Source organism: Curtobacterium sp. MCPF17_011, from assembly GCF_003234145.1.
Classification (GTDB): domain Bacteria; phylum Actinomycetota; class Actinomycetes; order Actinomycetales; family Microbacteriaceae; genus Curtobacterium.
In genome coordinates this window covers 146,568-167,572 of record NZ_QKSK01000002.1, presented here as the reverse complement: position 1 = coordinate 167,572, position 21,005 = coordinate 146,568, and the positions used below count along the sequence as shown (strand labels likewise).

The 21,005-nt window shown below is 69.8% G+C and carries 22 protein-coding genes; 21 read left to right on the top strand and 1 reads right to left on the bottom strand.

The window, feature by feature from the left end:
- The first annotated feature begins 20 nt into the window (after positions 1-20).
- The 6 genes from DEJ25_RS03600 (at position 21) to prmC (ending at position 7,843) form a co-directional block, all read left to right on the top strand.
- Positions 21-1,328, top strand: a complete 1,308-nt coding sequence (locus DEJ25_RS03600; RefSeq protein ID WP_111043797.1) for a homoserine dehydrogenase — start codon at positions 21-23, stop codon at positions 1,326-1,328.
- 63 nt (positions 1,329-1,391) lie between these two features.
- Positions 1,392-2,471, top strand: a complete 1,080-nt coding sequence (gene thrC / locus DEJ25_RS03595) for a threonine synthase (RefSeq protein ID WP_110902134.1) — start codon at positions 1,392-1,394, stop codon at positions 2,469-2,471.
- A gap of 74 nt (positions 2,472-2,545) precedes the next feature.
- Positions 2,546-3,493 (top strand): homoserine kinase, encoded by a 948-nt coding sequence (thrB, locus tag DEJ25_RS03590; protein ID WP_258366406.1) that lies wholly within the window; start codon positions 2,546-2,548, stop codon positions 3,491-3,493.
- 145 nt (positions 3,494-3,638) lie between these two features.
- Positions 3,639-5,879 carry a transcription termination factor Rho gene (gene rho / locus DEJ25_RS03585; RefSeq protein WP_111043796.1) on the top strand — a complete coding sequence of 747 codons (2,241 nt, stop codon included), beginning with the start codon at positions 3,639-3,641 and terminating at the stop codon, positions 5,877-5,879.
- Between the two features lie 3 nt (positions 5,880-5,882).
- A complete protein-coding gene (prfA, locus tag DEJ25_RS03580; RefSeq protein WP_110902136.1) occupies positions 5,883-6,965 on the top strand; it encodes a peptide chain release factor 1 in 1,083 nt (360 codons plus the stop codon).
- A 5-nt stretch (positions 6,966-6,970) separates the two neighbouring features.
- Positions 6,971-7,843 carry a peptide chain release factor N(5)-glutamine methyltransferase gene (gene prmC / locus DEJ25_RS03575; protein ID WP_110902137.1) on the top strand — a complete coding sequence of 291 codons (873 nt, stop codon included), beginning with the start codon at positions 6,971-6,973 and terminating at the stop codon, positions 7,841-7,843.
- Positions 7,844-7,874: 31 nt separating this feature from the next.
- Here the strand turns inward: prmC and DEJ25_RS03570 are convergent, their stop codons facing one another.
- Positions 7,875-8,546, bottom strand: coding sequence for an HAD family phosphatase (locus tag DEJ25_RS03570; protein WP_258366405.1), 672 nt, complete (start codon positions 8,544-8,546; stop codon positions 7,875-7,877).
- Positions 8,547-8,584: 38 nt separating this feature from the next.
- Here DEJ25_RS03570 and DEJ25_RS03565 point away from each other — a divergent pair, with 38 nt between their 5' ends.
- The 15 genes from DEJ25_RS03565 to DEJ25_RS03495 all read left to right on the top strand — a co-directional run bounded on the left by DEJ25_RS03565 (position 8,585) and on the right by DEJ25_RS03495 (position 20,923).
- Positions 8,585-9,259, top strand: a complete 675-nt coding sequence (locus DEJ25_RS03565; RefSeq protein WP_111043899.1) for an L-threonylcarbamoyladenylate synthase — start codon at positions 8,585-8,587, stop codon at positions 9,257-9,259.
- Positions 9,256-10,509 (top strand): MraY family glycosyltransferase, encoded by a 1,254-nt coding sequence (locus DEJ25_RS03560; RefSeq protein WP_111043794.1) that lies wholly within the window; start codon positions 9,256-9,258, stop codon positions 10,507-10,509. The genes DEJ25_RS03565 and DEJ25_RS03560 overlap by 4 nt, the downstream gene beginning before the upstream one ends.
- Positions 10,506-10,985: a hypothetical protein gene (locus tag DEJ25_RS03555; protein WP_111043793.1), complete on the top strand. Its 480-nt coding sequence runs from the start codon at positions 10,506-10,508 to the stop codon at positions 10,983-10,985. The genes DEJ25_RS03560 and DEJ25_RS03555 overlap by 4 nt, the downstream gene beginning before the upstream one ends.
- 104 nt (positions 10,986-11,089) lie before the next feature.
- On the top strand, positions 11,090-11,950 hold the full coding sequence (gene atpB / locus DEJ25_RS03550) for a F0F1 ATP synthase subunit A (protein ID WP_181427335.1): 861 nt from the start codon (positions 11,090-11,092) through the stop codon (positions 11,948-11,950).
- A gap of 61 nt (positions 11,951-12,011) precedes the next feature.
- Positions 12,012-12,251, top strand: coding sequence for an ATP synthase F0 subunit C (gene atpE / locus DEJ25_RS03545; protein ID WP_110825114.1), 240 nt, complete (start codon positions 12,012-12,014; stop codon positions 12,249-12,251).
- 9 nt (positions 12,252-12,260) lie between these two features.
- Positions 12,261-12,824: a F0F1 ATP synthase subunit B gene (locus tag DEJ25_RS03540; protein ID WP_111043792.1), complete on the top strand. Its 564-nt coding sequence runs from the start codon at positions 12,261-12,263 to the stop codon at positions 12,822-12,824.
- 2 nt (positions 12,825-12,826) lie between these two features.
- Positions 12,827-13,621, top strand: coding sequence for a F0F1 ATP synthase subunit delta (locus tag DEJ25_RS03535; protein ID WP_111043791.1), 795 nt, complete (start codon positions 12,827-12,829; stop codon positions 13,619-13,621).
- A gap of 106 nt (positions 13,622-13,727) precedes the next feature.
- Positions 13,728-15,356, top strand: coding sequence for a F0F1 ATP synthase subunit alpha (gene atpA / locus DEJ25_RS03530; protein WP_110902143.1), 1,629 nt, complete (start codon positions 13,728-13,730; stop codon positions 15,354-15,356).
- Entirely contained in the window at positions 15,357-16,259 is a 903-nt protein-coding gene (locus DEJ25_RS03525) for a F0F1 ATP synthase subunit gamma (RefSeq protein ID WP_111043790.1), read from the top strand.
- A 46-nt stretch (positions 16,260-16,305) separates the two neighbouring features.
- Positions 16,306-17,760 carry a F0F1 ATP synthase subunit beta gene (gene atpD, locus DEJ25_RS03520; protein WP_111043789.1) on the top strand — a complete coding sequence of 485 codons (1,455 nt, stop codon included), beginning with the start codon at positions 16,306-16,308 and terminating at the stop codon, positions 17,758-17,760.
- A gap of 1 nt (position 17,761) precedes the next feature.
- Positions 17,762-18,025, top strand: a complete 264-nt coding sequence (locus DEJ25_RS03515; RefSeq protein ID WP_110902146.1) for a F0F1 ATP synthase subunit epsilon — start codon at positions 17,762-17,764, stop codon at positions 18,023-18,025.
- Positions 18,022-18,792, top strand: coding sequence for a peroxide stress protein YaaA (locus DEJ25_RS03510; protein WP_309146913.1), 771 nt, complete (start codon positions 18,022-18,024; stop codon positions 18,790-18,792). Before DEJ25_RS03515 ends, DEJ25_RS03510 begins: the two co-directional genes overlap by 4 nt.
- Positions 18,793-18,887: 95 nt before the next feature.
- The gene (locus DEJ25_RS03505) at positions 18,888-19,442 is read left to right on the top strand and encodes a hypothetical protein (protein ID WP_111043787.1); all 555 of its coding nucleotides are present in this window, start codon (positions 18,888-18,890) and stop codon (positions 19,440-19,442) included.
- A 53-nt stretch (positions 19,443-19,495) separates the two neighbouring features.
- Entirely contained in the window at positions 19,496-20,092 is a 597-nt protein-coding gene (locus DEJ25_RS03500; RefSeq protein ID WP_111043786.1) for a hypothetical protein, read from the top strand.
- A 3-nt stretch (positions 20,093-20,095) separates the two neighbouring features.
- Complete coding sequence (locus DEJ25_RS03495; RefSeq protein WP_258366404.1) at positions 20,096-20,923, top strand: PP2C family serine/threonine-protein phosphatase; 828 nt, start codon at positions 20,096-20,098, stop codon at positions 20,921-20,923.
- The last annotated feature ends 82 nt before the right edge of the window (positions 20,924-21,005 follow it).

Genomic DNA, 21,005 nt, shown 5'->3' with positions numbered 1-21,005 from the left:
CCCGGAGAGACCCCCACCAGATGATCGAATACCGCAACGTCCGCGTCGCACTGCTCGGAGCCGGCTCGGTCGGCTCCCAGGTCGCACGACTCCTGCTCGAGCACGGACCGGAGCTCGCCACGCGTGCCGGTGCCGGCCTCGAACTCGTCGGGATCGCCGTGCGCGACGTCGACGCACAGCGGGACGTCGACCTGCCGCGGGAGCTGTTCACGACGGACGCCGGTTCGCTCATCCTCGGCGCCGACATCGTCGTCGAGCTCATCGGCGGGATCGAGCCCGCCCGCACGCTCGTGCTGCAGGCGCTGCAGTCCGGTGCGGACGTCGTCACCGGCAACAAGGCGCTGCTCGCCACCCATGGTCCGGAGCTCTTCGCCGCTGCCGAGCAGGTCGGCGCACAGCTCTACTACGAGGCCGCCGTCGCCGGGGCGATCCCGATCATCCGACCGCTGCACGACTCGCTCGCGGGTGACCGCATCGAGCGCATCATGGGCATCGTCAACGGAACGACGAACTTCATCCTCGACCTGATGGACCGCGAGGGCGCGACGTTCGAGGACGCCCTGGCCACCGCCACGGAGCTCGGGTACGCCGAGGCCGACCCGACCGCGGACATCGAGGGCTACGACGCCGCGCAGAAGGCCGCGATCCTGGCCTCGATCGCGTTCCACACCTCGGTCCCGCTCGCCGCCGTGCACCGCGAGGGCATCACCTCGGTCACGATCGAGCAGGTCCGCGCCGCCCGCAAGGCCGGCCACGTCGTGAAGATCCTCGCCACGTGCGAGCGCCTCACCGACGCCGACGGCCGCGAAGGCGTCAGCGCCCGCGTCTACCCGGCACTGGTGCCGGAGTCGCACCCGCTCGCCAGCGTCCACGGCGCGAAGAACGCGGTGTTCGTCGAGGCCGAGGCCGCCGGTGACCTCATGTTCTACGGTGCCGGAGCCGGCGGGGTCGAGACGGCCTCCGCGGTCCTCGGCGACCTGGTGTCCGCGGCGCGACGGCACGTCATCGGCGGTCCGGGCGTCGCCGAGTCGACCCGGTCCGCGCTGCCGGTGTTCCCGATCGGCACGGTCCGCACCCGCTACCAGATCTCCCTGCACGTGTCGGACGCACCCGGTGTGCTCTCGACCGTCGCCGGAGTGCTCGCGGCCCACGGCGTCAGCGTCGAGACCGTCGAGCAGACCACCACGGGCGCCACTGAGGGGACCGCGACGCTCGTCATTGGCACGCACCTGGCGCGCGAAGCCGACCTGGCCGACACCGTGGCCGCACTCCGCGGCGAGGACGTCGTCCTGGACGTGACCAGCGTCCTGCGGTTCGTCGGCGCCTGACGCCGGCACGCGCCTCCCGACAGACCCATCCACACCGATCCACCGGACAGAGAGAGAAGCCTGATGGCCCACCAGTGGCAGGGAGTCCTGCGCGAGTACGCCGACCGACTCGACGTGACCGACGCGACCCCGATCGTGACGCTCGGTGAGGGCGGGACCCCGCTGATCCCGGCGCGTCGACTCTCCGAGCGCACCGGCGCGACCGTGTACGTGAAGTACGAGGGCATGAACCCGACCGGCTCCTTCAAGGACCGCGGCATGACGATGGCGATCTCGAAGGCCGTCGAGCACGGCGCGAAGGCCGTCATCTGCGCCTCGACCGGCAACACCAGCGCCTCGGCCGCCGCGTACGCGACGCACGCCGGGATCACCGCCGCCGTGCTCGTGCCCGAGGGCAAGATCGCGATGGGCAAGCTCAGCCAGGCGGTCGCCCACGACGCCCAGCTGCTGCAGGTGCAGGGCAACTTCGACGACTGCCTGGACATCGCGCGCGACCTGTCCGCCAACTACCCGGTGCACCTGGTCAACTCGGTGAACAACGACCGCATCGAGGGGCAGAAGACCGCCGCCTTCGAGGTCGTCGACGTCCTCGGCGACGCGCCGGACTTCCACTTCCTGCCCGTCGGCAACGCCGGCAACTACACGGCGTACTCCCGCGGCTACCGCGAGGACGTGGCCTCGGGCCGCTCCACCAAGATGCCGCGCATGTTCGGCTTCCAGGCGGCGGGCTCGGCCCCGATCGTGCACGGCGAGGTCGTCCGACACCCGGAGACAATCGCCTCCGCCATCCGCATCGGCAACCCGGCGTCGTGGAAGTACGCGCTGGAGGCCCGTGACGAGACCGACGGCTACTTCGGCGCCATCTCGGACGAGGCGATCCTGGCGGCGCACCACCTGCTGTCGGCCGAGGTCGGCGTCTTCGTCGAGCCCGCTTCGGCCATCGGCGTGGCCGGGCTCCTCGAGCGCTCCGATGCAGGCGTCATCCCGAAGGGGGCCACGGTCGTCATCACGGTGACCGGTCACGGCCTCAAGGACCCGCAGTGGGCACTCCGCACCCAGGACGGTGGCGAGGTCGCGCCGACGAGCGTCCCCGTCGACACCGCGGCGATCGCCGACGTGCTCGGACTGGTCAGCGCGCGGTGAACGCCGACCGCTCGTCCGGACCGGGGGAGGGCCTGACCGCCCACGATGCTGTACCGGCCGGACGGGCGGTGCGTGTGCGCGTTCCGGCGACGTCGGCGAACCTCGGACCCGGCTTCGACTCCCTCGGGCTCGCGCTCTCCCTCTACGACGAGGTCGTCGTCCGCGTCCGCTCGGAACCCGGCGCGACCGTCACCATCGACGGTGTCGGCGCGGGCGAGGTCCCGACGGACGACACGAACCTGGTCGTCCGGGCCGTCCGCCGAGGCCTCGAGCATGCCGGGGTCGCGCAGCCGGGGCTCGAGCTGCACGCCACGAACGCCATCCCGCACGGACGCGGCATGGGGTCCTCGGCAGCGGCGATCGTCGCCGGGCTGATGGCGGCTCGTGGCCTGCTCGAGGGCATGGTCGACCTGGACGCCGCGACCCTGCTCACCCTCGCGACCGAGATGGAGGGGCACCCGGACAACGTCGCCCCGGCCCTGTTCGGCGGCTTGACGATCGCGTGGATGACCCCGGACGGCCCGGCACACAAGCGGCTGCTCGTGCACCGCGGTGTCTCGCCGGTCGTGTTCGTGCCGACGTCGACGCTCTCGACGAAGCTCGCTCGCTCCCTGCAGCCGATGACGGTGCCGCACGAGGACGCGGCCTTCAACGTCTCCCGGTCGGCGCTGCTCGTCGCGGCACTCATCCAGAGCCCGGAACTGCTCCTCGCCGCGACCGAGGACCGGCTCCACCAGGCCTACCGGGCGAGTGCGATGCCGGAGACCGACGCCCTCATCGGCCTGCTCCGGCAGCACGGTCTGGCCGCCGTCGTCTCGGGTGCCGGACCGAGCCTCCTGGTCATGGGCAGTGATCCGGCACAGCGTCTCGACGCCGCGGAACTGGTCGAGCGACACGCCGAATCCACCTGGCGCCCGCTCATGCTGGCCGTCGATCTGGGTGGTGCTACAGTGAAGGCGCTCCCGACGCTCGAAGCCGATCTCGCGCAGGCCTCGACCATCCACGGTCGACCGCCAGCCTGATCCGGTGCGTGGGGCACTCTCTCCAGATCACCGTTCTTGGCCAGATCACCGTTCCCGGTCCGTCGTCTGAACGACGGCCGTTGCACGCTGCCACGGGTCCGGTGGAAACTCTCCGCGTTCTGCGGTCGGAAGGAACAACAGCATCGTGACCGACGTCACCACCTCCACCTCGGTGGAGATCCCCACTGACCTGCGCACGCTCCGTCTCCCGGAGCTCCAGCGCATCGCCTCGTCCCTCGGCATCACCGGGCTCTCGAAGCTCCGCAAGGGCGACCTGATCGCATCGATCGAGGACAAGCGACCGGCCGAGGCGTCCGCCTCGGAGACGCCGGTCCTCGACGGTGCCGGCACCGGCACCCCGGCTGCCGAGGTCGCACCGGCAGCGGCCGAGGCGCCCGCCACGCAGGTCGACATCGCGCAGGCTCCGGCCGCGCAGACCACCGAGGCCCCCGCCGAGTCCGCACCGCGCGGCCGTCGCAGCCGCCGCGTCACCTCGGGAGGCACGGTCACCGCCGAGCCGACCGCTGCGGTCTCGCACACCAACGCCGGGCACACCGGCACCGAGGACCTCCTCGCCGGTCTCGACCAGGTCCGTGCCGAGAAGGACGCCCAGGAAGCCGCCCAGAGTGGCCAACGTCGTGGTCGCGGCCGCGACCGTCAGGCGCAGCAGGCCGACACCCAGGAGTCGCGCGGTGCCACCGCCGAGACCCAGGTCCCGGTCGCGGACGCCGTCGAGCAGGGCGACCAGGACGCCGTCCAGGACGACGCCCGTCAGGACGAGGGCCAGCAGAACGACCAGGCCGACCAGGGCGACCAGACCGAGGGCGGCGCCCGTCGTGGCCGACGCAGCCGTGGCCGCGGTCGTGGCCGCGGGCAGAACGCCGACCAGGCCGACCAGGGCGAGCAGAAGCCCGCTCAGCAGCAGGCCGAGCCCGAGCAGAAGCCGGCCCAGCAGCAGAACGGCAAGCAGCAGAACGGCCAGCAGCAGAACGGCCAGCAGAAGCAGCAGGACCAGCGCGACGCGCAGCGCGACCAGAAGCAGCAGGACCAGAAGCAGCCGGAACAGCAGCGCGGCGAGCAGCAGCGTGGCGACCAGCAGCGTGGCGAGCAGCAGCGCGCCGCCGAGCAGGAAGCCGAGAACGGGCGCACCCGCCGGCAGCGTGACCGCAAGCGCGGTCGCGGCGGCCAGAACGACGAGTTCGAGCCCGAGGTCACCGAGGACGACGTCCTCATCCCGATCGCCGGCATCCTCGACGTGCTCGACAACTACGCCTTCGTCCGCACCACGGGCTACCTGCCGGGGCCGGAGGACGTCTACGTCTCCCTCGGCCAGGTGAAGAAGTACCACCTGCGCAAGGGTGACGCCGTCGTCGGCGCGATCAAGCAGCCGCGTGACAACGAGCAGCAGAGCCGTCAGAAGTACAACGCACTGGTCAAGATCGACACGATCAACGGTCAGACCGCCGACGAGGCCGCCGCCCGAGTCGACTTCCAGGACCTCACACCGCTGTACCCGAACGAGCGTCTGCGCCTCGAGACCGAGCCGGCGAAGCTGTCGACGCGGATCATCGACCTCGTGTCGCCGATCGGCAAGGGCCAGCGCGGCCTGATCGTCTCCCCGCCGAAGGCCGGCAAGACCGTCGTCCTGCAGGCGATCGCGAACGCCGTCTCGAAGAACAACCCGGAGGCGCACCTGATGGTCGTCCTGGTGGACGAGCGTCCCGAAGAGGTCACCGACATGCAGCGCACGGTGAAGGGCGAGGTCATCGCCTCGACCTTCGACCGCCCCGCCGAGGACCACACCACGGTCGCCGAGCTCGCCATCGAGCGTGCCAAGCGCCTGGTGGAGCTCGGCCACGACGTCGTCGTGCTGCTCGACTCCATCACCCGTCTGGGCCGCGCGTACAACCTCGCCACCCCGCCGTCGGGCCGCGTGCTCTCCGGTGGCGTGGACTCGGCTGCGCTCTACCCGGTCAAGCGCTTCTTCGGCGCCGCCCGCAACATCGAGAACGGCGGCTCGCTGACCATCCTCGCCACCGCTCTCGTCGAGACCGGGTCGAAGATGGACGAGGTGATCTTCGAGGAGTTCAAGGGCACCGGCAACATGGAGCTCCGCCTCAACCGTCACCTGGCCGACAAGCGGATCTTCCCCGCCGTCGACATCAACGCCTCCGGGACCCGTCGGGAGGAGCAGCTGCTCTCCGCCGACGAGGTCGCGATCACCTGGCGCCTGCGTCGTGCCCTCGCCGGGCTCGACCCGCAGCAGGCGCTCGACGTGGTGCTGCGGAACCTCCGGGAGACGCAGTCGAACGTCGAGTTCCTGGTCCAGATCCAGAAGTCGGTGCCGGCGACCAGCGGTCACCACGGCAACGGCCACCAGGAGTAACGCGTGTTCGAGTCGGTGGCAGGGCTGCTGGCGGAACACGAGGAACTGACGCAGCAGCTGTCGGACCCCGCGCTCCACGCCGACCCGGCCCGTGCGAAGAAGGTCAATCGGCGGTACGCCGAACTCAGCCAGATCAAGGCCGCGTACGAAGCCTGGCAGGCGGCGGGGGACGACCTCGCCGCCGCCAGGGAACTCGCGCGTGAGGACGAGGCGTTCGCGGAAGAGGTCCCCGGGCTCGAGGGGCAGCTGGCCGAACGCCAGGAGCGCCTCCGCCGACTCCTCATCCCGCGCGACCCGGACGACGGCCGCGACGTGATCATGGAGATCAAGGGCGGCGAGGGCGGCGAGGAATCGGCGCTGTTCGCGGCCGACCTGCTCCGGATGTACTCGCACTACGCCGAGGGCAAGGGCTGGAAGGTCGAGCTCCTCGAGCGCACCGAATCCGACCTCGGCGGGTACAAGGACGTCCAGGTCGCGATCAAGTCGAACACGACGGACCCGTCCCAGGGCGTGTGGGCGCACCTGAAGTACGAGGGCGGAGTGCACCGTGTGCAGCGGGTGCCGCAGACCGAGTCGCAGGGTCGTATCCACACCTCGACCACCGGGGTGCTCGTCTTCCCCGAGGTCGACGAGCCCGAAGAGGTCGAGATCAACCAGAACGACCTGAAGATCGACGTGTACCGGTCGTCGGGTCCGGGTGGGCAGTCCGTCAACACGACGGACTCCGCCGTGCGCATCACGCACCTCCCGACGGGCATCACGGTCGCGATGCAGAACGAGAAGTCGCAGCTGCAGAACCGAGAGGCGGGGATGCGCGTCCTGCGTGCCCGGATCCTCGCGCGTCAGCAGGAGGAGCTCGACGCCCTGGCGTCGGACGCGCGCAAGTCGCAGATCCGCGGGATGGACCGTTCGGAGCGCATCCGGACGTACAACTTCCCGGAGAACCGGATCGCGGACCACCGCACCGGCTACAAGGCGTACGACCTCGACCGCGTCATGAACGGTGCGCTCGAGCCGGTCATCCAGTCCGCCATCTCAGCGGACGAAGAGGCTCGACTGGCCGCCATCGGCGACCAGGACGCCTGAGCGGCGTGGACCTCCCGCAGCCGACGTTCGCCGCGGACCGCCTCCTGCGTGAGGCGGTCGCGGCGCTGTCGGCAGCGGGTGTGCCCACGCCGCAGGTCGACGCCGAGCTGCTGCTGGCGTGGGCGACCGACACCTCCCGTGGCGCGGTGCAGGCCCGGGCGCTGACCGGGGGAGCGATCGCCGCCGAGCACGTCGAACGCTTCCGGCACGCGGTGGCGCGACGTGTCACCCGCGAACCACTGCAGCACGTCACCGGCGAAGCCCACTTCCGTGCCCTCACCCTGTCCGTCGGACCGGGGGTGTTCGTGCCGCGACCCGAGACCGAGTCGGTCGTGCAGTTCGGCATCGACGCGCTCCGCGCCACCGCGGTCCCCGAGCCGATCGCGGTCGACCTCGGTGCCGGGAGCGGTGCGATCGCCATCGCCATGGACACCGAGGTCCCGAACGCCGTCGTGTACGCCGTCGAGCGGTCGGCCGAGGCCCTGCCGTGGACCCGCCGCAACGTCGACGCCCACGGCGCCACCGTGCGACTCGTCGAGGGCGACCTCGCCGATGCGTTCCCGGAGCTCGACGGACAGGTCTCGGTCGTCGTGTCGAACCCCCCGTACGTCCCGGACGACGCGGTGCCGATCGACCCCGAGGTCCGCGACCACGACCCGGCACTCGCGCTCTACGGCGGACCCGACGGCCTCGACGCCGTACGCGCCCTGACCGAGACCGCGTGGCGGTTGCTCGTCCCCGGTGGTCTCGTCGTGGTCGAGCACGCCGAACAGCAGGGTGCCGGGGTCCGAGCGGTCCTCGCCGCGCGCGGCTTCCGATCACCCGAGACGCACGTCGACCTCACCGGACGCGACCGCACGACCACCGCCACGCGCTAGGCGGACGTGGGTCGGGCCTCCCGGTCGGCGGTCAGGCGGGGGCCGGCTGAGCGTTCGTCGGGACGGGCGTGGTCTCGTGCGCCGCGACGAAGGTCCGGACCGCGTGCCGCAGGTCGGTGTCGTGCTCGACCAGGACGGCTGTGATGCCGACACTCCGAGCGCCGGCGACGTTCTCCGGCATGTCGTCGGCGAAGAACGTCCGCTCCGCGGGGACGCCGTGGTGCTCGAGCACCCGCCGGAAGACGTCCTGCTCGGGCTTGCGCGCACCGAACCTGCTCGACGTGTCCAGGTGCTCGCCGAACAGCGGAGGCAGGGACGGCACCCACTCGTGCAGCCAGCGTCCGGCCAACGGACCGTTGTTCGTGAGGAGCGCCACCCGGCCGTGCTCCTTGGCGATCCGGACCGCTTCGAGCCGGTCGGGAAGCTCGGTCATCGCGGCGCCCCGGACCCGGGCCCACTCGGCCTCGTCGACGTCGCAGCCCATGGCCTCCTGGAAGGCGGCCAGGTACTCGTCGCCGTCCGCGAAGTGCCCCGCCTCGGCACGTTGCTCGCTGCCGGTGTCCCACCAGCGGCGCCGGAGCTCGACGAAGTCGTGTCCCGTCAGCTCGGAGAGTCCGGCCATGCGGGTCTTCCAGTCGTAGCGGACGAGGACGTCGTCCATGTCGAAGAGGAACAGGAGTGGGGGCGCGGGCGTCTCGTTCACGATGCCCCCCATCCTCGCGCACTATCATCGTGCAGGTCATGGCTTCCCGATACGACTGCTCCGACCCCGACGGGCTCCTCACCGGGATGCGGCTCGCCCGAGCCGCCCTCGGTCGCGGTGAACTCGTCGTCGTCCCCACCGACACCGTGTACGGCGTCGCCGCGGACGCGTTCCGCGCGCAGGCCGTGCAGCGCCTCCTGGACGCGAAGGGCCGGACGCGTCAGTCCCCGCCGCCCGTGCTCATCCCGGGCGTGGCGACGATGGACGCCCTCGCCAGCGAGGTCCCCGAAGCGGTGCGACGACTCGTCGACGAGTTCTGGCCCGGCGGTCTCACCGTCATCCTCCGCGCGCAGCCGTCCCTCGACTGGGACCTCGGCGAGACGCGCGGCACCGTGGCGCTCCGGATGCCGGACTCGCGCATCGCGCTCGAGCTCCTGCAGGAAGTGGGACCGCTCGCAGTGTCGTCCGCGAACTCGACCGGTGACCCCGCCGCGATGGACATCGACGACGCCGAACGGATGCTCGGCGACAGCATCGCGGTGTACCTCGACGGAGGCGCGATCCCCGTGCACGAGGGCACCGTTTCCTCGACCGGCTCCACGATCGTCGACGCCACCGGCCTGGCCGCGGGCGACGGCCTGCGGATCGTGCGCCACGGCGTGATCTCCGACGACGAGATCAGGCGGGTCGTCGGGGACGACCTCGTGCGGTGAAGTTCTACCTGCTCGCGGGGGTCATCTCGGCGGTCGTGAGCTTCCTGGTGAGCTGGCTCGTCTGGAAGCTCGGCATCAAGTACAGGTGGTACCCGAAGGTCCGCGAACGGGACGTGCACCGCACCCCGACGCCGAGGCTCGGCGGCATCGCGATGTTCCTCGGCGTGATCGTGTCGCTGCTCTGCGCGTGGTTCCTCTTCCCGGCGATCGCCGGGCAGGACTACTTCCGGCTCGTCTTCGCGGAGCCGGGGCGAGTGCTGGCGGTCCTCGCCGGGGCGACGATCATCGTGGTGCTCGGCGTCGCGGACGACATCTGGGACCTCGACTGGATGACGAAGCTCGCGGGACAGATCATCGCCGCAGGCATCCTCGCGTGGCAGGGCGTCGCGATCGTCTCACTGCCGATCGGCAACACGCTCGGCGTCGGCTCGTCCTACATGAGCCTGATCTTCACGGTGCTCGCCGTCGTCCTGGTGATGAACGCGGTCAACTTCATCGACGGCCTGGACGGTCTGGTCGCCGGCGTCGCGATCATCGCCGGTGGGGTGTTCTTCCTCTACACGTTCTTCATCAACCGCGTGGTCGTCGAGACGGAGTTCTTCTTCAACCTGCCGTCACTGCTGACCGCGGTGCTGGTCGGTGCCTGTGCCGGGTTCCTCGTGCTCAACTGGCACCCCGCGAAGCTGTTCATGGGTGACGCCGGAGCGCTGCTCGTCGGGTTCCTGATGGCCACCAGTGCAGTGTCGATCACCGGCAACATCGACCCCGCGGCGGTCCGGACGCGCACGGACCTGCTGCCGGCGTTCATCCCGATCCTGCTGCCCTTCGCGATCCTCGTCGTGCCGATCCTGGACTTCGCCCTCGCCGTGGTCCGTCGCGTCAGCGCCGGCAAGTCACCGTTCTCCGCGGACCGGAAGCACCTGCACCACCGCCTGCTCGACATGGGGCACTCGCACTTCCACGCGGTGCTGGTCTTCTACGCGTGGACGGCGACCGTCGCGTTCGGTTGCCTGCTGTTCCTCTTCGTCAACTGGTGGTGGGTCACGGCCTTCGTCGCCGTCGGCTTCACGGCGTGCGCCATCGCGACGTTCGCGCCGCTCGGACGCAAGCGCGTGGAGATCGTCGCGCAGACGACCGCCCGGAACGGGGGTGTCGTGGACGCCAGTCTCGACCCGTTGGACCGCGCCGCCTCCACTCGTGACGCACCCACCCGCCCCTCGTCCCACCCGATCTCTGGAGACCCCTCGTGACCACCCCGAACGGCCTCGACCACGTCCGGCCGGTGTTCCGCCGCATCCTCCTGCAGGGCGCGGTCCTCGCCGGTGCCCTCGCCCTCGTCGGGGGTGTCGTCGGCTGGTTCGTCGCCGGCGGCCCCGGCCTCACCGGCGGGCTGATCGGTGCGGTGATGAGCGTCGTGTTCTGCGGGCTCACCGCGGTCAGCGTGCTCCTGGCGATCCGGTTCTCCGGCGGTCAGATGATCTCCGGCGCCTTCTTCGGCACGATCATGGGCACCTTCCTGGTGAAGTTCGTCCTGTTCATCGTCGTGCTCGTGGCGCTCAAGGACCGCGACTGGGTCAACACGCCCGTCCTCGCGGTCGCGATCATCATCGGGGTGATCGGTTCGCTCGTGATCGACGTCACCGTCATCGCACGGGCGCGCGTCCCGATCGGCGTCAGCCTGCCGGGCGACCGAACGGACGCTGAGGATCGCGGCCCCGCTGCCTGAGAGCCCGAGAAGCCGCACACACCTGATAGGCTTCGGGAGCCCGCTGCCGGAGCATGAGCTCGGACGGGCAAGCCTCCACATCAGTCCACCTCCGCGTGCCATGCGTGCGCGCCCCGACACAGGAGACAGCGCTGCTATCCCACGCTCTTCCCCTGTCCCTCATCGCTGCGGGTAACCCCGTCGCGGCGGGGAGCAGCAAGGCCGCCGAGTTCCATGGTCCGTCGATCAACGAGTTCTTCCCGGACCCGATCTTCTTCGCCGGTACTGCATTCGAGATGGACCGCATCGTCCTCATCCGCTTCTTCGCGGTGGCCGTGCTCCTCGTCTTCGCGTTCGCCGGAACCCGCGCGCTCAAGCTGGTCCCCAACCGTGGACAGGCATTCATCGAGTACGCCTTCGACGTCGTCCGTCGGAACACCTTCGACAACCTGGGTGAGAAGGACGGCAAGCGTTTCCTGCCGCTCCTCGCGACGATCTTCTTCGGCGTCCTGTTCATGAACCTCACGGGACTCGTCCCGTTCATGAACATCGCCGGTACCAGCCGCATCGCGATGCCGATGATCCTCGCGATCGTCGCCTACGTCGCGTTCATCTACGCCGGCCTCCGCAAGCACCCGGGCACGTTCCTCCGGAACTCGCTCTTCCCGCCCGGGGTGCCGTGGCCGCTGTACATCATCGTGACGCCGATCGAGATCGTGTCGACCTTCGTGCTCCGTCCGATCACGCTGACGCTGCGACTCCTGATGAACATGGTCGTCGGGCACCTGCTCCTCGTCCTGTTCTTCTCGGCGACCTGGTTCTTCTTCTTCGACGCGGAGAGCCTCTTCAAGTTGTTCGGTGTCGGGACGCTCGCGTTCGGCATCGCCTTCAGCTTCTTCGAAGTCCTCGTCGGATTGCTCCAGGCGTACGTCTTCATGCTGCTGACGGCCGTCTACATCCAGCTCGCGCTGGCTGACGAGCACTGACACCCTTCTGACCCCCTACGGGACCGACACTCGTCGGACCCGCACTTCGAAAGGAAAACACGTGGACGCAACGACCGTTCTCGCGGAGATCAACGGCAACATCGCGACGGTTGGCTACGGCCTCGCTGCGATCGGCCCGGCCATCGGCGTCGGCATCGTCGTCGGCAAGACCATCGAGTCCGTGGCCCGCCAGCCCGAACTCCAGGGTCGCCTCACCACCCTCATGTACATCGGTATCGCCTTCACCGAGGCCCTTGCCTTCATCGGCATCGCGACGTACTTCATCTTCACCGCCCAGTAAGGCATCTCGATGCAGACTGCACTCATCATCGCGGCGGAGGAGACCCACAATCCGCTGATCCCACCGGTGTACGACATCGTGTGGTCCGCGGTGGCCTTCGTCATCATCTTCATCGTGATGTGGCGTGTCGTCACGCCGCGGATCACGAAGATGCTCGATGAGCGCACCGAGGCCATCGAAGGCGGCATCAAGAAGGCCGAAGCCGCCCAGGAACAGGCCGCTGCTGCGCTCGACGAGTACAACAAGCAGCTGGCTGATGCGCGTGCCGAGGCATCGCGCATCCGTGAGCAGGCCCGTGCCGACGCCACCGCGATCGGCAACGAGGTCCGCGAGCAGGCCAGCGCCGACGCCGCACGCATCACCGCGAACGCCCAGGCGCAGATCGAGGCAGAGCGCCAGAGCGCGCTCCAGTCGCTCCGCTCCGAGGTCGGCACGCTCGCACTCGGCCTCGCGTCGGGTGTCATCGGCGAGTCCCTCCAGGACGACGCCAAGGCGACCGCCGTCGTCGACCGCTTCCTCGCCGACCTCGAGTCGTCGCAGGGTGCCCAGACGGCGGCCGGAACGGAGCACTGAGCATGCGCAGCGCCACCCGCGAAGCGATGACGTCCACCAGGGCGGTGCTCGCCGACCTCGGCGGTGCCGTCGACCTGGGCGTCGGAGCACAGATCTTCGCCTCCGGGCGAGCGATCGCCCGGGCGCCGCAGCTGCTCAACCTGCTCGCCGACCCGACAGCCGACACCGCAGGCAAGAAGGTCCTCATCGACCGCGTCTTCGCCGGACAGAGCGACGCCACGCGCGCCGTCCTGGCCGCCGTCGCCGGTTCACGCTGGTCGTCGCAGGGTGACCTGCTGGCCGGCATCGAGGACGCAGCGGTCCGCGCCGTGGCCGCCACGGCGGACCAGTCGACCTCGATCGAGGCCGAGCTGTTCGCCTTCGAGACCGCGGTCCGTTCGGACGCCGGACTCGAGCTCGCGCTCGGGACCAAGCTCGGCAGCGCCGACCAGAAGGGCTCCCTCGCGGAGCGTCTGCTGGCCGGCAAGGTGTCGCAGCAGACGATCACCATCGTGTCGAACCTCGTGCAGCAGCCCCGCGGCCGCCGCATCGGCGAGATCGTGCGTGACGCCTCCCGGATCGTCGCGGACCAGGCGGACAAGCTCGTCGCCACGGTCATCACGGCGACGCCGCTGTCCGACGACCAGGCGGCTCGTGTCGCCCGGGGGATCGCGCAGCGCTACGGACGGGACATCACCGTGAACCGCGTCGTCGACCCCTCGGTCGTCGGCGGGGTGCGCGTGCAGGTCGGCGGCGACGTCATCGACGGCACCGTCGCGACGCGGCTCGCAGACCTCCGTCTGCAGCTCGCCGGCTGAGCGTACGGTCGGACTCGTCCCTCCAAGTCCACAACGGGAACTGCCCCGCCCGGCAGCATCACCCTCTCGGAGCCGAAGGGCCCCGGAAACCAACAAGGAAAATCCCATGGCAGACATCACCATCAGCCCCGATGAGATCCGTGATGCCCTGAAGGACTTCGTCTCGAACTACGAGCCGACGAAGGCCTCCACGGCCGAGGTCGGGCACGTCACCGACGCCGGTGACGGCATCGCCCACGTCGAAGGCCTCCCCGGCGTCATGGCCAACGAGCTGATCCGCTTCCAGGACGGCACGCTCGGCCTCGCCCAGAACCTCGACGAGGACTCGATCGGTGCCATCGTGCTCGGCGAGTTCTCCGGCGTCGAAGAGGGCCAGGAAGTCACCCGCACGGGTGAGGTCCTCTCCGCCCCCGTCGGCGACGCGTTCCTCGGCCGGGTGGTCGACCCGCTCGGCGCCCCGATCGACGGTCTCGGCGAGATCGCCGCCGAGGGTCGTCGTGCCCTCGAGCTGCAGGCGCCGGGCGTCATGTCCCGCAAGTCGGTCCACGAGCCGATGCAGACCGGCATCAAGGCGATCGACGCGATGATCCCCGTCGGCCGCGGCCAGCGTCAGCTGATCATCGGTGACCGCCAGACCGGCAAGACGGCCATCGCGATCGACACGATCATCAACCAGAAGGCCAACTGGGACTCCGGCGACGAGAACAAGCAGGTCCGCTGCATCTACGTCGCCATCGGTCAGAAGGGCTCCACGATCGCCTCCGTCAAGGGTGCGCTCGAGGACGCCGGCGCGATGGAGTACACGACCATCGTCGCCGCTCCGGCCTCCGACCCGGCCGGCTTCAAGTACCTGGCCCCCTACACCGGCTCGGCCATCGGCCAGCACTGGATGTACCAGGGCAAGCACGTCCTGATCATCTTCGACGACCTGTCGAAGCAGGCCGAGGCCTACCGAGCGGTGTCGCTCCTCCTGCGTCGTCCGCCGGGACGCGAGGCCTACCCGGGTGACGTCTTCTACCTGCACTCCCGTCTGCTGGAGCGTTGCGCGAAGCTGTCCGACGAGCTCGGCGCCGGATCGATGACGGGTCTCCCGATCATCGAGACGAAGGCGAACGACGTCTCGGCGTACATCCCGACCAACGTGATCTCGATCACCGACGGCCAGATCTTCCTGCAGTCGGACCTCTTCAACGCGAACCAGCGTCCGGCCGTCGACGTGGGCATCTCGGTGTCCCGCGTCGGTGGTGACGCCCAGGTGAAGTCGATCAAGAAGGTCTCCGGCACCCTGAAGCTCGAACTGGCGCAGTACCGCTCGCTCGAGGCGTTCGCGATGTTCGCGTCCGACCTCGACCAGGCGTCGCGTCGTCAGCTCGACCGTGGTGCCCGCCTGACCGAGCTGCTCAAGCAGCCGCAGTACTCGCCGTACCCGGTGGAGGAGCAGGTCGTCTCGATCTGGGCCGGCACCAACGGCAAGCTCGACACGGTCCCCGTGCCGGACGTGCTGCGTTTCGAGTCCGAGCTGCTCGACCACCTGCGTCGCAACTCCGACGTGCTCACGACCCTGCGCGAGACGAACCAGCTCAGCGACGACACCGTCGCCGAGATGTCGAAGCAGATCGACGAGTTCACGAAGAGCTTCCAGACGAGCGACGGCAAGACGCTCGGCTCGGAGCAGTTCGACGCCGCGGACTCCGAGGACGTCGACCAGGAGCAGATCGTCAAGGGTCGTCGCTAGATGGCAGCGCAGGTCCGGGTCTACCGTCAGCGGATCAAGTCCGCGAAGACCACGAAGAAGGTCACGCGCGCCATGGAGCTGATCTCGGCGTCGCGGATCCAGAAGGCGCAAGCCCGCATGGCCGCGTCCGGTCCGTACTCCCGTGCGGTGACCCGGGCCGTGTCGGCCGTGGCGACGTTCTCGAACGTCGACCACGTGCTGACCACCGAGCCGGCGACGTCGACCCGCGCGGCCGTGGTGCTGTTCACCTCGGACCGCGGTCTCAACGGCGCGTTCAGCACCAACGTCCTCAAGCAGGGCGAGGAGCTCGCCTCCCTGCTCCGCAGCGAGGGCAAGGACATCGTGTACTACCTGGTCGGGCGCAAGTCCGTCGGGTACTTCACGTTCCGTGAGCGCGCGTCGGAGCAGCAGTGGGTCGGCAACACCGACCAGCCGGAGTTCTCGACCGCCAAGGAGATCGGCGACGCCGTCGTGGCGAAGTTCCTGCAGGACACCGCAGAGGGCGGCGTGGACGAGATCCACATCGTCTTCAACCGGTTCCTCAGCCTCGCCACGCAGGAGCCGCAGGTCGTCCGCCTGCTGCCGCTCGAGGTCGTGGACGGAGTGGACGAGCCCCAGGGCGACGAGCCGCTCCCGCTCTACGAGTTCGAGCCGGACGCCGACGCGGTGCTCGACTCGCTGCTCCCGGTCTACATCGAGAGCCGCATCTTCAACGCCATGCTGCAGTCGGCTGCTTCCGAGCACGCCGCCCGTCAGAAGGCCATGAAGGCGGCGAGCGACAACGCCGACTCCCTGATCCGTGACTTCACCCGTCTCGCGAACAACGCGCGACAGGCCGAGATCACGCAGCAGATCTCCGAGATCGTCGGCGGCGCCGACGCCCTCTCGTCGAAGAAGAAGTAGTCCGCCGCGTGCGCGGACAGACACCCACCCCAGGAAGGCACCAGCCATGACCGACACCGCAACCACCGCGGTCGAGACGTCGTCGGCGCCCGGTGTCGGCCGGATCGCCCGTGTCACGGGTCCCGTCGTCGACATCGAGTTCCCGCATGACGCGATCCCGGAGATGTACAACCTCCTGTTCACGACCGTCACCATCGGTGAGTCGTCGCAGGAGATCGGCCTCGAGGTCGCGCAGCACCTCGGCGACGACCTCGTCCGTGCCATCTCCCTGAAGCCGACCGACGGCCTCGTCCGTGGTCAGGAAGTCCGTGACTCGGGCGCTCCGATCTCGGTCCCCGTCGGCGACGTCACCAAGGGCAAGGTCTTCGACGTCCTCGGCAACGTGCTCAACTCCGACGAGAAGATCGAGATCACCGAGCGCTGGCCGATCCACCGCAAGGCCCCGGCCTTCGACCAGCTCGAGTCCAAGACCTCGATGTTCGAGACCGGCATCAAGTCCATCGACCTCCTCACCCCGTACGTGCAGGGTGGCAAGATCGGTCTCTTCGGTGGTGCGGGCGTCGGCAAGACCGTCCTCATCCAGGAGATGATCCAGCGCGTCGCGCAGGACCACGGCGGTGTGTCGGTGTTCGCCGGTGTCGGTGAGCGCACCCGTGAGGGCAACGACCTCATCGGTGAGATGGAAGAGGCAGGGGTCTTCGACAAGACGGCCCTCGTGTTCGGCCAGATGGACGAGCCGCCGGGGACGCGCCTCCGTGTCGCCCTGTCGGCGCTGACGATGGCGGAGTACTTCCGCGACGTGCAGAAGCAGGACGTCCTGCTCTTCATCGACAACATCTTCCGCTTCACGCAGGCCGGTTCCGAGGTCTCCACGCTGCTCGGTCGCATGCCGTCCGCGGTGGGCTACCAGCCGAACCTGGCTGACGAGATGGGTGTGCTCCAGGAGCGCATCACCTCGACGCGTGGCCACTCGATCACCTCGCTGCAGGCGATCTACGTGCCGGCTGACGACTACACCGACCCGGCGCCGGCGACCACGTTCGCCCACCTCGACGCCACCACGGAGCTCTCCCGCGAGATCGCGTCGCAGGGTCTCTACCCGGCCATCGACCCGCTGACCTCCACGTCGCGGATCATGGACCCCCGGTACCTGGGCGCCGACCACTACGAGACCGCCACGCGCGTCAAGCAGATCCTCCAGAAGAACAAGGAGCTGCAGGAGATCATCGCCATCCTCGGTGTCGACGAGCTCTCCGAAGAGGACAAGATCACGGTGGAGCGCGCCCGTCGCATCCAGCAGTTCCTGTCCCAGAACACCTACATGGCGAAGAAGTTCACCGGTGTCGAGGGCTCCACGGTGCCCCTCAAGGACACCATCGAGTCCTTCCGCGCCATCGCCGATGGCGAGTTCGACCACGTCGCGACGCAGGCGTTCTTCAACGTCGGTGGCATCAACGACGTGGAAGAGAAGTGGTCTCAGATCCAGAAGGAGAACCGCTGAGATGGCGGGTCTCACCGTGAGCGTCGTCTCGGCTGACCGCGAGGTCTGGTCGGGCGACACCACCATGGTCGTCGCACGCACGACCGAGGGCCAGATCGGCATCCTCGCGGGACACGAGCCGATGCTCGCGATCCTCGCGCAGGGTCAGGTCCGCATCACGCGGGCTGACGGCTCCACGGTCGCGGTCGACGCGGAGGACGGCTTCCTCTCCGTCGAGCACGACACGGTGACGATCGTGGCGCGGCAGGCCGCGCTGGCGTCCTGACCGGACTGACCGTCCTCCTCCCGCCGTCCGAGACGAAGCGGGAGGGCGGGGACACGGAGCGCACCCTCGATCTGGGTGCGCTCTCGTTCCCGGAACTGGCCACTGAGCGGGCCGCGGTGATCACCGCGGCCCGCTCCGTCAGTTCCGAGGAGACCTCCGCGCGGACGGCGTTGAAGCTCGGGCCGAAGTCGGTCGCTGAGCGGCTCCGCAACCTGGTCCTCGAGACCAGCCCCACCATGCCGGCCGTCGAGCGGTACACGGGCGTGCTCTACGACCCGCTGGACGCCCTGACCGCGGACGCGGCGACGCGCGCCTGGTGGGATCGTCACGTCGTGGTGCAGTCCGCGATGTTCGGACCGGTGGGCGCGGGGGACCGGATCCCCGCGTACCGGCTGTCGCACGACTCCCGGCTCCCCGGGATCCGGCTCGCGTCGCACTGGTCTGCTCCGGCATCAGCGGCGCTGGCGACCCGTCCGCCGGGGCTGGTCCTCGACCTCCGGTCGGAGGGCTACCGCGCGCTCGCGCCGGTGCCGGACAGCGTTCCCCTGCGCGTGGTCAGCGTCGCCGGAGACGGTCGACGCAAGGCACTGAACCACTGGAACAAGACGGCGAAGGGGCGGCTCGTCTCGCTGCTCGGGCGGACCCAGGCGTCGGTTTCCTCGATGCTGGAACTCGCCGCCTGGGCTGCGGCGCACGGAGTCGTCGTCGAGCAGGTCGGGAACGGCTGGGACCTGGTCGCCGAGAGTCTCGAGCCCGTGGCGGTCTGACCTCCGTTCCTCCACAGGGCGGTCGCGACGGTTGGCCGTCCACTGGTCGCTGGAGCGGCCGTCCTGGAGGCCCGACCCACGTCAGGCTCGCCTGCATGCGAACCACAGACACCTCGACCGGACCCACGACCCCGACTTCCCCTCGCCACAGTCACGAGATCGCCGCTGCCGTCACGCTGCCGAGCGCTGCTCGCGCCCTCGTCGCACCGGGCCCCCTGACCACGGCGGGCGGCATCGCGGTCACGACGGCGTGCGGCGCGCTGTCGACCCGCGTGGCGCTCCTCGGGTTCCTGGCCGACCCGGACGCCGATGACCCGATCGGCATCAGCGGGCACGATCCGTTCACCGACCCGATGCCCTCGGCGCTGCTCGGATCCGGTCCGGAGCCCGACCGCGACCGGGTGCGACGGGCCGGCGACCGTTGTGTGGACGCCTGGCGTCAGTGGTCCGGGGACCGCGACTCCGGACAGTCCGTGGTCGGCGTCGGGGGAGCACTCGGGCTCGGTGCGTGGTGTGCGTGGGCGCTGGGCGCGGAGCTCCGTGCCGAGACGCGGGCGCGGTACGCGCTCGACCTGCGCGCTGACGACCCGCTCGCGCAACTGGTGCTCCGCAGTTGCACGCTGGGCATCCGGGCGGCGTGGCGTGGATGAGACCGGGTGCACCGCATCGTCTACGGTTGTGGTGCCGACCGGAGGAGCCGCACGTGCAGGACGACGAGGACCAGCTCGACGACACCGTGCTGCGTGCGTCGGACCGGCGTCGGGCGACCACCGCTCCGGGGCAGCTCGACGACACCTTCGTTCGTCCCGGGCGTCATCGGACTCCGGCGTCGTCTCGCCCGGACCAGGAGGCCGGCCTCCCCGCGGCCGTCCCCTCGATCCGGATCGGGGCACGGGTGTACCGCCTGGACCGTCCCGTCGTCGTCGGCCGGCGGCCCGGCCCCCCGCGGGTCGTCCAGGGCCCGGTGCCGGAACTCGTGACCGTGCCCTCGCCGGGCGGAGTGGTGTCCTCCTCCCACGTCCTGTTCCACGCCGCCGGGTCCACCGCCGTCGTCGACGACCTGCACGCCACGAACGGCACGGTCGTCCGCGCTCCCGGCGCCCCGCCGCACCGGATGCCCTCGGGCGCCTCGATGGTCGTGCTGACCGGTACGGTTGTCGACATCGGGGACGGCGCCACCATCGAGGTGCTGTCGCCGTACCTGCGGTCCGTCCCTCCCGGCGGTCGCGAGTCGTCCGGACCCCTCTTGTCTCCACCGTCCACCACCGGTCCGTCCCGAACCCCCAGAGAGCGACCCTGAACCGTGACCGAACTCGGCCGTGCTGCCTCCTCCCACGCCATCGACCTGCCCGACGGCAACGGTGCGACGCTGACCTTGTCGTGGGGGGCCGCGACCGACGTCGGACGCCGCCGTGACCACAACGAGGACAGCTACATCGTCGACGCCCCCTACTTCGTGGTGGCGGACGGCATGGGTGGCCACCTGGCGGGTGACCGGGCGTCCGACGCGGTCGTGCGCCGCCTCGGCGACTCCACCACCGAACCGTTCGCCTCGCGGCAGACCATCCAGCGGGCACTGCTGCTCGCCACCGCCGACATCGAGCGGGCAGCGGGCGGCAACGCCATCGGGGCAGGCACGACCGTCACCGGCGTGGCGCTGGTCGCGACGCACGGACAGCCCTCGGCACTCGTGTTCAACGTCGGTGACTCGCGCACGTACCGCAGCGATGCGGGAGCACCCTTGAAGCGACTGACGATCGACCACTCGGTGGTGCAGGAGATGGTGGACGCCGGTGTCCTCCGGGCCGAGGACGCCGAGTCCCACCCGGACAGCAACGTCATCACCCGGGCCGTCGGGTTCGGCGAGCCGCCGGAGCCGGACTGGTGGACCATCCCGCTCCGGACCGGCGACCGCTACGTGGTCTGCTCGGACGGCCTGACGAAGGAGATCGGCGACGTCGGCATCTCGCGCATCGCTGCGAAGGTCGACGACCCGCAGGAGCTCGCGGAGCGGCTCGTGGGCGACGCCGTCATCGCCGGCGGTCGGGACAACGTCACGGTCGTCGTGCTGCAGGTCGACGACGCCCCGGCGGTGCCCGACGACATCGAGGACACCCTCCCGCGTCACTGACCTCGACGGGACATGCTGCGAACGGGTCTGGACGACCAGGCCCGGTAGAATCCCGCAATGCCGTCGTGACCACGCCACTCAG